Annotated in this window: 8 protein-coding genes; all 8 read left to right on the top strand. The window is 45.7% G+C overall.

The window, feature by feature from the left end; genetic code table 11:
• The first annotated feature begins 4 nt into the window (after positions 1–4).
• The 8 genes from ASG85_RS30840 to ASG85_RS30805 all read left to right on the top strand — a co-directional run bounded on the left by ASG85_RS30840 (position 5) and on the right by ASG85_RS30805 (position 11429).
• On the top strand, positions 5–841 hold the full coding sequence (locus ASG85_RS30840) for a glycosyltransferase family 2 protein (RefSeq protein WP_057306549.1): 837 nt from the start codon (positions 5–7) through the stop codon (positions 839–841).
• A complete protein-coding gene (locus tag ASG85_RS30835) occupies positions 825–2087 on the top strand; it encodes a glycosyltransferase family 4 protein (RefSeq protein ID WP_063860438.1) in 1263 nt (420 codons plus the stop codon). The genes ASG85_RS30840 and ASG85_RS30835 overlap by 17 nt, the downstream gene beginning before the upstream one ends.
• On the top strand, positions 2056–3198 hold the full coding sequence (locus ASG85_RS30830; protein WP_057306548.1) for a glycosyltransferase family 4 protein: 1143 nt from the start codon (positions 2056–2058) through the stop codon (positions 3196–3198). Before ASG85_RS30835 ends, ASG85_RS30830 begins: the two co-directional genes overlap by 32 nt.
• Positions 3199–3228: 30 nt before the next feature.
• The gene (locus tag ASG85_RS30825; protein ID WP_057306547.1) at positions 3229–4329 is read left to right on the top strand and encodes a glycosyltransferase; all 1101 of its coding nucleotides are present in this window, start codon (positions 3229–3231) and stop codon (positions 4327–4329) included.
• Positions 4330–4333: 4 nt separating this feature from the next.
• The gene (locus ASG85_RS30820; RefSeq protein ID WP_060648798.1) at positions 4334–5665 is read left to right on the top strand and encodes a UDP-glucose dehydrogenase family protein; all 1332 of its coding nucleotides are present in this window, start codon (positions 4334–4336) and stop codon (positions 5663–5665) included.
• A 32-nt stretch (positions 5666–5697) separates the two neighbouring features.
• Positions 5698–7068 (top strand): sugar phosphate nucleotidyltransferase, encoded by a 1371-nt coding sequence (locus ASG85_RS30815; RefSeq protein WP_057306545.1) that lies wholly within the window; start codon positions 5698–5700, stop codon positions 7066–7068.
• A gap of 223 nt (positions 7069–7291) precedes the next feature.
• Positions 7292–8788: a glycosyl hydrolase gene (locus ASG85_RS30810; protein WP_060648797.1), complete on the top strand. Its 1497-nt coding sequence runs from the start codon at positions 7292–7294 to the stop codon at positions 8786–8788.
• A 19-nt stretch (positions 8789–8807) separates the two neighbouring features.
• Entirely contained in the window at positions 8808–11429 is a 2622-nt protein-coding gene (locus tag ASG85_RS30805; protein WP_060648796.1) for a discoidin domain-containing protein, read from the top strand.
• Positions 11430–11587 lie beyond the last annotated feature (158 nt).

Here is an 11587-nt window from a genome sequence, read left to right as displayed (position 1 = left end):
CGAAATGAGTCACTATAGTGACGCTGTGGGAGAAAATCGGATTTCTGTTGTCATCATTGCACAAGACGATGAAACGAGAATAGCAGGTGCGATTGCCTCCTGCAAGCCTTTTGCAGACGAAATTGTTGTCATTGATGGCGGGAGTAAAGACGGAACAGTCCGTGTATCTGAGCAGTTGGGATGCAAGGTATATGTGAACGCTTGGCCTGGTTATGCAAAGCAGCGTATTTATGGCAGTGATCAAGCTGCGTATGATTGGATTTTCGTTATTGATACCGATGAGGTTGTTAGTGAACCTCTTGCAGCTTCGATTCAGAAGTTGAAAAGTAACTTGTCTGATCCGAGCAAAGCTTATGCTGTCTTGCGTATTGGTGACTTTCTGGGACGTTGGATGGGAAAGGGCGAGAAGCTTGTCCGGCTATATAACCGCACCGAAATTCAGTACCGGGAAAGTCTTGTGCATGAAACGCCGGATGTCGCAAGTGAGAATATTGTGTATGTGCCAGGTGTTCTGTGGCATTATGGTTTCCGCAGCATTCATGATCACATTCAGCGGTTTAATAAGTATACCGACTTGGAAGCCGAAGGCGCTGTTGCTGCGGGGAAACGATTTAGCCTGCTGCGAATGATCGTTCGTCCTCCCTTGCGATTTGTCCAGAAGTATATCGTTCATGGTTTGTATAAAAAAGGGATTCCTGGACTTGCGGTGTCCCTGTTCTGGGGAATATATGAATTCCTCGTGTGTATGAAACAGTATGAACTGGGGCTTGCTCGGAAAAGAGTGAAACATTCCCAGGAAGAGCCAATTAAGGAGGGGAAAGCTTATGCTACACTGCAATAGTTTGCGGATCCTGTGTACCGGAATGGGTTGGCCATCTGCACAGCCTGGAGGACTAAACACTTATTTCAAACATATTTGCGAAAGCTTAGCTACCCGTCATGAGCTGGAGGCGCTGGTTTGCAGCGCGAACAAGCCGGTCGTTCAAGACGACCTCCGTGTCACGAACGTAGCCGTCACTGATTTGAAGTTAAGTAAAAGACGAGATGCCTTTCGGAAGCGCGCTGCTGAACTGATGAATGGGCAGGATATTGATGTCGTGTATTCCCATTTTGCTCCCTATAGTATAGGAGTTGCCATTGAGGCCAAAGCGCGAAAAATTCCGGTGGTGATGACGTTTCATGGTCCTTGGAGCGAGGAAATCAGGCTCGAAGGCAAGGGATTAAAACATCGAATCAAAACCATGATTGCTAAGAGCTGGGAAATGAAGGCTTATCGGCTGGCGGATGCATTCATTGTATTAAGTGAAACGTTCCGTGATATTCTTCATCACCAGTACGGTGTCCCGCTTTCAAAGATTCACATCATACCAGGCGGTGCTGATGTTGCCCGGTTCAAGCCGGCTGCGGATCGCACAGCGATAAGAAAGAAATTGCAGCTGGAGGAAGGGACGACAGCGGTGTTGACCTTAAGAAGATTAGTCAACCGAATGGGTCTTCTTCAATTACTGGAAGCTTGGAAAGAGGTTGCGAGAACGATTCCGGATGTTGTGCTGTTCATTGGAGGCAAAGGGCCGCTGCAAGGAGAGTTGGAGAGCCGAATTGCTGAATATGGACTCCAGTCCCGCGTCCGAATGCTTGGCTATATTCCTGATAATGAGCTTGCTGACTATTATCAGGCTGCTGATCTGTTCGTTGTACCGTCCCAAGCGTTGGAAGGCTTCGGATTAATTACCGTAGAAGCAATGGCCGCCGGGGTGCCAGTCATGGCGACACCGATTGGAGGCAACCGCGAAATTCTTCAAAAATACCGGCCAGATATGCTGTTTGCAGGTAAAAGCAGCCACGATATGGCTTCTGGTCTAATTCGCCTATTGCGGCACAATGAAATGTGGCCTACTGCAGAGCAATGCAGAAGCCATGTATTGGAGAATTACACCTGGGATCGTGTATCCAAACAGGTAGATAGTGTATTTAATCGCGTAATCGATCAGCATATGATTGCTTACGGCGGCAATCGTCAGGTAACCGCTGGAAAGAATGGAGGACGTGAACAGGATGAGGGTAGCTTATTTGGATCATACCGCTAGATGGAGCGGGGGAGAAGTCGCACTTTATAACATTATTACCCATCTCGGAAACGAAGTTGACCCACTAGTTATCGTAGCCGAGGAGGGTGATCTCGTTAATCGTTTAAGAGACAAAGGTATCGACGTTCGCGTCTTGCCTTTAAGTGATAAGGTACGCAATCGCAACCGGAATGCAGTGAATTTGCAAGCTGTATCGGCCGCTTTTGAGCTTCTCACCTATGGGAAGAGGCTCTCCAAATTATTGAAAGCAGAACAAGTCGTCTGTGTACATACGAATTCGTTGAAATCTGCTTTTTATGGAGCTGTAGCTGCTAAATTGGCCGGTATTCCTCTCATCTGGCATATTCGGGATCATATCGGAGTTCCTTACTTGAAACCGATCGTCGCTCAGGCGATACGATGGATGTCCCGCTTGCTGCCCAACGGCGTCATAGCGAATTCGAATTCAACCTTGAATGCTCTGCATTTGCCGAAATCGAAAAAAACGTTAGTTGTTTACTCGGCTTTCGCAAAAACGAAGAATTCAGGGATTGCTGTAGAGAAAAAATGGATGAAGCCCTACGTTGTTTTGCTAGTTGGCAGGCTAGCGGAGTGGAAAGGCCAACATATTTTACTTGAAGCTGCCAAGTCGTTTCTACCCGATCAGCAGGTTCAGTTCTGGTTAGCCGGAGATGCCTTGTTCGGGGAAGACGCGTATAAGCAGCAGCTGATTCAGCAAATGGCAGACAACAAGCTGTACAATGTCACCTTATTGGGGCATGTGGATGATATACAAACATTAATGCAGCAAGCGGATCTTCTAGTGCATACTTCCATAACTCCTGAGCCATTTGGTCAGGTCATCGTAGAAGGTATGGCGGCTGGATTACCCGTAATTGCTTCTAATGAAGGCGGTCCGACAGAAACGGTTGTTGATGGCGAGACGGGACTTCTCATTACGCCCGGTGACCCCGCTTTGCTTGCCGATTCCATACGCTACCTGCTGGAGCATCCAGAGGAGCGGCGCAGAATGAGTGAGAATGGCATAAAACGCGTGGAACAACACTTTGTCATCGAACGAACCGTTACCCAAATCACTCATTACTATGCAGGTTTAATTGCTAACTCGTAATTATCCGCTAGTAAATAAAGGATGGATCAAATGAAAATAGCAATCGCGCATGATTATTTGGTTCAAATGGGCGGGGCCGAAAGAGTGGTTGAGGTCTTTCATCAAATGTACCCGAGTGCTCCCATCTATACGACCATGTTTAGCAATAATCGGCTGCTAGATGAGCTAAGAGATGCGGATATTCGGGCCTCCTGGATGCAAAAAATGCCTGGAGGGAAAAGCCATTTTAAAGAAATGCTCCCCCTGTACCCGTTTGCGATTAAGGATTTTGATTTCCGAGAATTCGATATCGTGCTTAGCTCAAGCAGCGCTTTTATGAAAAGTATTCAAGTTCCGAAGGAAACGTTTCACCTCTGTTACTGCCATACACCGATGCGATTCGCTTGGGATTATGACACTTATATGGAGCGGCAATCCAATTCAAGTGTGATGAAGCGGCTTTTGAAAATTTATATCGATAGGCTTAAGCAATGGGATCAAAAAACGTCGGCCAACGTGAATCAATTTATCGCTAATTCCTCCGTGGTCAAAAATCGCATTCGTAATTATTACCAACGCGATTCCGATGTTATTTTTCCGCCGATTAATACATCGCGATTCCATAGCTCATCTTCCATTGATGATTATTATTTGATTGTATCGAGACTTGTTTCGTATAAGCGAATTGATCTGGCGGTTGAAGCATTTAATCGAAATGGATTGCCTTTATACATCGTTGGAGAAGGACCCGACATGGTGAGGCTTAAGGCAATGGCCAAAGGGAATATCCGTTTCCTGGGAAGACTGGATGACGGTTCGGTCACTCAAATGATGGCGCAGTGCCGAGCGTTAATCTTTCCTGGTGAGGAGGATTTCGGCATTACACCGCTGGAAGCGAATGCTGCCGGAAGACCCGTTGTTGCCTATCAGGCAGGAGGTGCATTAGACACGATTGTGCCTCATGTGAATGGTGTGTTCTTCAAACGGCAAGAGGTAGAGGATCTGCTGCTTGCGATTCAGGAAGTAGAAAACCATGCATGGGATGTAAGGCAAATCGTGCAGCATGCGCAGAAGTTTGATGAGAAAACATTTATGGATAAACTAAAAGACTACATGGGTAAGGCCTACCAACAATTCAGAGAGGGGCATTAATCGTATGGATATTGCAGTAATCGGGACGGGGTATGTGGGATTAGTTTCTGGGGTATGCTTCGCTGAAGTGGGCAATAACGTAATCTGTGTGGATTATGATGAACAGAAAATTGAAAAGCTGCAAAACCTGATATCTCCGATCTATGAACCTGGTATTGAACAACTGATGGAGAAGAATATGAATGCCGGTCGGTTGGCCTTTACCTCTGATTTGGCACAAGCCATCAGCCAATCCGAACTCATTATCATTGCGGTGGGCACACCTTCCTTACCAAATGGTGAGGCTAATCTGGCATATATCGAGCAGGCGGCTATGGAAATCGGGAAGGCGATGAATAGCTATAAAATCATTGCAACGAAAAGCACCGTTCCTGTGGGTACGAACGAGCATATTCAAATGATTATTGCCATGAATACGATGCAGTCATTCGACGTCGTATCGATTCCAGAGTTTCTGCGGGAAGGTTCGGCGATCGACGATACCCTTCATCCGGATCGGATTGTTCTCGGGATTGAAAATCCAAGCTTAGCCGCACCTCTCACGGAGCTGCACCGTGCATTTACCGATCAAATCTTCGTTACAAGTATTCGCAGCGCGGAGATGATCAAATACGCTTCGAATGCCTTTCTGGCGACTAAAATCTCCTTTATTAATGAAATATCCAACATTTGCGAGAAAGTTGGCGCTGATGTCACCGAGGTTGCTAAAGGAATGGGGCAAGATAAGCGAATTGGCTCTTCCTTCCTGAGTGCGGGTATCGGATACGGGGGTTCATGCTTTCCCAAGGATACAGACGCGTTGATTCAAATTGCTGGTAACGTCGACTATGAGTTTCAATTGTTAAAGTCGGTTGTCGAGGTGAATAAATCGCAGCGTTATAAGGTGATTTCCAAGCTGGAGGCGTCGCTCGGTCCGCTTAGCGGCAAATCCGTTGGCATCTGGGGATTGTCTTTCAAACCGAACACGGATGACATTCGTTACGCGCCTTCCATCGAAATCGTTGAAACCCTGCTTCGTGCGGGAGCTCGGCTGAAGCTGTACGATCCCATTGCGATGGAGAAATTCAGGGAACGTATCGATCATCCGGCGATTCAGTGGTGTGAGAATGCCCTGGAAGCAGCCACGGGGTCAGACGCCATTTGTTTACTTACGGATTGGGAAGAATTCAAAACGGTCCCGTTGTCACAGCTCATTTTCGTCATGGAGCAGCCGATTCTTATCGATGGTCGTAATGTGTTTAGCAAAGAGCAGGTTCAGGGAACTGGGCTCAAATATTATTCCGTAGGAAGACCAGATTTGATTGGGGCGTCCCGTCCAAAAGCGTTGGCTAGATAATAGACAAATAAATCGAGTGGAGCGTGGTATTCATGAAATTGGTTCTTCTTTCCGGCGGGTCGGGTAAACGACTGTGGCCATTGTCCAATGATTCCAGATCCAAGCAATTTTTAAGGGTACTTGAAGATGCTGAAGGCAGAAGCGAATCCATGGTTCAACGTGTATGGAGACAACTGCAGAATACAGGCCTCGGTGATGATGCTTACTTAGCGACGAACCGCTCCCAGGTCGAAATGATCATAAGTCAATTGGGTGGCGATGCCCCGCTTATTGTTGAGCCTGAGAGAAGAGATACTTTCCCTGCAATCGCGCTTGCTGCTGCCTATATGTATGATGTCGAAAGTTTACCCCTGAACACAGTGATTACGGTATTACCGGTAGATCCGTATGTCGATGAGGCGTTCTTTCAAAAAATCAAGCAACTAGAGTATGTTCTGCACGAAACGGATGCGAATTTGGCACTAATGGGCGTTGTTCCAACGGTTCCGTCTGAGAAATACGGGTATATCGTTCCCTCTGACAAACGCAGAGAAGGGTCAGAAGCACTTCACGTTAACCATTTTGCTGAAAAGCCGAATCGTGAACAGGCAGCAGCCTTGATTGAACAGAAGGCGCTTTGGAACTGCGGTGTCTTCGCTTTCCGACTAGGCTATCTCATTGAAGTCATGGTGGAGAAGGGCATCCCGATTCAGTATGAAGAAATGCTTAAAAACTATCATAGATTAACGAAAATTAGCTTTGACTACGAAGTTGTAGAGAAGGAAGCTAGCTGTGTTGTCGTTCCTTACGACGGCTATTGGAAAGACCTTGGCACTTGGAATACACTGACAGAGGAAATGAGTCGATCCCAAATCGGAACGGGCATCGTGACCGAAGATTCCGAGAATACCCATTTGATTAATGAGCTAGACATTCCGGTTACGGTGATTGGGATTAAGGACGCTGTGATTGCTGTCAGCCCTGACGGGATTCTTGTTACGAGCAAGTCGGAAAGTCCTCGCATTAAGGAAGTCATGAATAAAATTGAACATCGTCCGATGTATGAGGAGCGCAGGTGGGGACGTTATCGCGTGATTGACTACGTCAAATATGCAGAAGATAATGAGGTGCTTACCAAACGGATTCTCGTCCATGCAGGTAAAAATATAAGCTATCAGCTGCATTATAAACGCAGTGAAGTGTGGACGATCGTAAGCGGCGTTGCGGATATTGTCATTAATGACAAGCTCTATCAAGTGAAGCCAGGTGATGTCGTTCGAATTCCAGATGGAACCCGTCACAGCATTCGAGCTATAACGGATGTTGAATTTATAGAGGTACAAAGCGGATCCGAATTAGTTGAAGAAGACACGGTTCGTATATGTATGGCATGGAAGGATATCCCCCTTCACCAATTTATTTAAGATTTGTTTTGAAACAACGAACCGCCTTCTATTCGACTTAAAGCGAATGGAAGGCGATTCCTTGTTTGAAAGCATAACTGAAATTGGAAAAACTTTCAAAACATTAATATAATGCTTATACAAATCTAATATATGCCCTGTATGGTAGATTAAGCAGAATGAACACGCGTATAAGGAGCGTAAATCAGGGTTCATTGTGTCAATCTACCATACTGGAGGAAAGATGATGATCGAATTTTTTGGAAAGGCGGGTGTGCGTAAGAAGGTGGTTTCTTTATTATTTCTACTCTCTTTGCTAGCACCGAATTTTTTGCTTCACCCAAGCGTAACGAATGCGTCAATTGTTCCTATCAATTCACAGGCAACGGTCGAGGCCAAGGCAGTACTGCAGCAATTGTATGCCATTTCGGGTGTAAGCATCATTAGCGGGCAGCATGATTACCTAGAAAGCCCAGATGAATGGACGAATCAAGTCAAAGGCTGGACTGGTAAATATCCGGGTCTTCATGGTTATGAATTCGGTGCCATTATGGATCAATCCGAAAGTCAATTAGCAGATCAAAGACAAAAGGTGGTTAATAGTGCGATTGCGTGGAATCAGGCTGGCGGTCTGGTAACGATATCATTTCACGAAAGTATTCCGGGAGCGTGCCTCTGCTGGTCGAATGTAAAGAAGGAAATGAGTCAAGCCGATTTTGATAAGTACGTTACGCCAGGTACTCCCCAGTATACGCAATTGCTTGCAGATCTCGATAAAGCGGCCGTGTACTTAGGGAAACTTAGAGATGCAGGTGTGCCTGTCTTATGGCGACCGTATCATGAAATGAATGGAAATTGGTTCTGGTGGGGCAAGAAGAGTAACTTCCCTGCATTATGGAATATCATGTACGACCGCTTCGTTAACGTGCATAAGCTGAACAATTTGCTTTGGGTTTGGAGCCCGAATGCACCGAATGCAAGTTCTGACTCGTATACAGCCACTTATCCTGGAGAAAATAAGGTGGATGTTCTCGCCGTTGATATCTATGACAATGATTACCATCCGGATTATTACGCGAAAATTGTTGAATTAGCGAATGGTAAGCCTGTGGCCGTCGGGGAAAATGGCGAGCTGCCTAGCGACACTATTTTGAATGAGCAGCCCAAATGGGCCTACCTGATGACATGGGGCAAAATGCTGGCCGAAAATAATAACCTTCAAGAAATTGAAACCTTTTATACAAATTCCAAATTATTGACAAGAGAGTCTCTCCAGCCTATTAAAGCACCTGTTATACAACCTGTCTTACAGGATGAGAGATATGGGTTGCGAGCGGAATATTTCGATAATAAGGATTTGACCGCGCTGAAGGAAACGAAGGAAGATGCCAAGATTGATTTCAATTGGTCTACCTCGGCTCCCTTTCCTTCCATGCAAGCAGATACGTTTTCCGTGAGATGGACGGGTAAACTCAAGCCCAAATATACGGAAACCTACAAGATTTCTACTTTAAGTGACGATGGCATCCGGGTTTGGGTGAATGGCGTGTTGGTTATTGATAGTTGGTTTAATCAAAGCTGGGTGGAACGATCCGGAACCATTGCACTAACCGCTGGCGTGCCTGTTGATTTGAAAGTCGAATATTATGATAATATGAATGGTGCTGTTGCCAAAGTCATGTGGACGAGTCCGTCCCAAGTGAAAGAAATTATTCCTGCGAGTGCCCTATTACTTCCTTGAAGGTTGAGAGGTATCTACCATGATGAGATATGTGATTGTACCAACGGCCTTGTTGATCTTACTGATCCTGACCTCGGCTTCGAATAACTACGGTGCATCGGCAAAAACAGATTTTACAAAAGTGATGACAGTTTCCAATCAGATTGGTAATCAAATATGGATGTTGGGCAATCAGGACGATTCCGATTTGGAATTTGGAAAAGAAAGCGCAGGACAGAGCAGCTATAACGTAACGCCCGACTTGAAGCAGACGGATGCTTGGGACACGGTGCCTCAAGGTCTTAATAAATCCTTGAATCCTACCTTTTCGATCAACTTCCCGCTCACTGAAATACCCGAATATGGTGTTCATTTCCGTGTTCGAATTCTGGATGCTCACAAAGCCATTCCACAGATGGCGGTTTTCTCCAACAAGATGCTTTCTGGCATCATTCAGATTGCTGGAGTCGGGGGGACAACAAGCACCTACCCATATAAGAAATTATATGAGCTTTATATTCCTAAGGAGCAGCTGCAGCTGGGAAATAACGAATTGAAGCTGTCAGCCGTAGGCTGTTTGTATTGTACGGCAGATGAGAATAAATTTCTCTGGTGGAAATGGGATTACCTCGCACTAGACGCGCTGTCTTCACCTGCCGAAGAACCGATTCATGGGAGATATGTGGAATCCGGTACGAAAGTAAGCAATCTGTCATTCTACTATGACCAGGGAGCAGTAAGGCACCTTCCTTATGTATTGAAATGGTTAGGAATCGCCTACAGCGGCAATGTAATGAGGGTAGATTGTGCGACAGATGTGAAGCAGGGTTGTTCGTCCATCAAGTCTTATTACGAAACCCTGCGTGATTACAACACTGAGGCGGTAGCGCTACATCTGCATACAGGGAATATTAAGCTGAAAGAGGATGGCACACTGCCAGCAGATGCAGAGAATAAATTACTGGATTATGTGAAGCAGTATGGGTCCATGTTTCAATACTATGAGATCGATAATGAACCAGGCTTATTCAATCGCTCCAAAGGAGTGAATCTAGCCATTGCGAAGTGGTTAAAAACCCATCTTCCTGAGCTTGCTCCACATGTGAAAACTGTGGCTCCCGGCTGGGCATATGCACCTAAGTACAACATTAGAACATGTAGGAATCAAACTCCAACTGGTATGTTTAAATGTGGAGATCCCGACGGATGGGAAGACGATTCGGCGCAGCGAATGGAGCTAGAAGAGTTGACAGATTTAACGAATGGGCATGCTTACGGAAATTCGTATTCCGATAATAAGGACGGAAGCTTCCTAGAAAATCTGCAAACCTTCGAAGGTTCAGAGGATGGCCTCAAGAAGCTAATGTTGAATACGGAGTATGGAACTTCAGATAGTCATACGGATCCCAAAGAATTTGGTGCTACGCAGCCACATTCGGCGGTCTTCGATCGCATTATGAGGGCTCATATCGGTTATGCTGATATGTTTATGCAGCATGCAGCGTTTTATCCGCAATATTCCTTGTTTGAGTCGGGGAATGATTTGAATAATCAAAACCCAGCGCAAATGAAGATTTATAAGAGCTTAACGGATAATGATACACGTGTTGGGATTATGCGCAGGTTGAATCTAGCCTATGCCACGCATGGGAAGCCGCTTGTTTACGAACTAACGAACAAGTCTGAGTTGGCTGATAAGCTTGTTTATTTTCGGGGCGTGGATACATCGACTTTGCCTGCATTGCCAGGATCAGGAGCGAAGTCGGACAAAATTCTGCTTAACTTCGTAAATTTTGGGACGAGTACGCAAACGATACAAGCCAAAGTAACCATGCCCGAAGCTGCTTTGTACGAAGGAGAAAGATTCGGGGCGGGTGATACCTATGAATCCGCTCGTACGTATTTGACAGGATTGCAAGCAGCACCTGAGCTTGAATTCAAGGAAACGCTGCTTCCTGGTGAAGCTGTGCAGTATATCCTGACTCGGACAGATAGGGTAAAACCGGTTGCACCTGCGTGGATTCAGGCAAAGCCTATAGAGAATCATGCGATTGAGCTTAGTTGGGGAGAATCTGAAGGAGCACACAGTTACGATGTTTTGCGAAAAATAGGCACGGCTGAGGGCAGCTACGAGGTGATTGCTGAACAAGTGTCAGATACAGAGTTTGTCGATGCGGATACGTTGGTAGGAAACAAATACATGTATCAGATCAGAGTTTCAGGTTCAAAGGAGTTTTCGCAAGCGGCAACGGCGACGGCTGCCGATGAAGTTGCGCTAGAGCGGGAAGAATGGGAAGTAACCAGCAGTTCTGGCAAACCACAAGGTGCGATTGATGGCAGTCCTTATACACGCTGGGATACAGGGACAGCTCAAGCACCCGGGCAATTTTATCAAATTGATTTGAAGAACTCATTCACAATCAATAAGATTGTGCTAAGAAGTGAGAACTCGCCGAATGATTATCCAAGGAAGTATGAGGTATATGTATCTTCTGACGGCTTCAATTGGGGATCTTCAATCGCATCGGGTGTTGGCACAAACGTATTAGAAATCAATATCAGTCCACAAAATGCGCGATACGTAAAGATTGTCCAGACAGCGAAAGCAGGGAATTATTGGTCTATTCATGATCTGCAAATTTACGGTCACAAAACGGATTGACAGAAGCTTATCACGAATAGAAGTGAAAGAAAGGCAGCTACTCCGAAGGAGAGCTGTTTTTTTGTGCAAAGTTAGCGACATTTATGAGAGGGAGTTCACACCGCAGCACTAACAGAATACACTTAGAATAGATTACAGTAAACAACGGTGTGACGAGG

Origin of the sequence: Paenibacillus sp. Soil724D2 (assembly GCF_001427935.1) — a bacterium.
GTDB lineage: Bacteria > Bacillota > Bacilli > Paenibacillales > NBRC-103111 > Paenibacillus_E.
This window is presented reverse-complemented; position numbering and strand designations above follow the sequence as displayed.

Excerpts from the sequence above, each read along its gene's own strand:
- ASG85_RS30805 (WP_060648796.1), top strand. The coding sequence starts at position 8,808 with ATGATGAGATATGTGATTGTACCAACGGCCTTGTTGATCTTACTGATC.
- ASG85_RS30835 (WP_063860438.1), top strand. The coding sequence starts at position 825 with ATGCTACACTGCAATAGTTTGCGGATCCTGTGTACCGGAATGGGTTGG.
- ASG85_RS30830 (WP_057306548.1), top strand. The coding sequence starts at position 2,056 with ATGAGGGTAGCTTATTTGGATCATACCGCTAGATGGAGCGGGGGAGAA.
- ASG85_RS30815 (WP_057306545.1), top strand. The coding sequence starts at position 5,698 with ATGAAATTGGTTCTTCTTTCCGGCGGGTCGGGTAAACGACTGTGGCCA.
- ASG85_RS30820 (WP_060648798.1), top strand. The coding sequence starts at position 4,334 with ATGGATATTGCAGTAATCGGGACGGGGTATGTGGGATTAGTTTCTGGG.
- ASG85_RS30840 (WP_057306549.1), top strand. The coding sequence starts at position 5 with ATGAGTCACTATAGTGACGCTGTGGGAGAAAATCGGATTTCTGTTGTC.
- ASG85_RS30825 (WP_057306547.1), top strand. The coding sequence starts at position 3,229 with ATGAAAATAGCAATCGCGCATGATTATTTGGTTCAAATGGGCGGGGCC.
- ASG85_RS30810 (WP_060648797.1), top strand. The coding sequence starts at position 7,292 with ATGATGATCGAATTTTTTGGAAAGGCGGGTGTGCGTAAGAAGGTGGTT.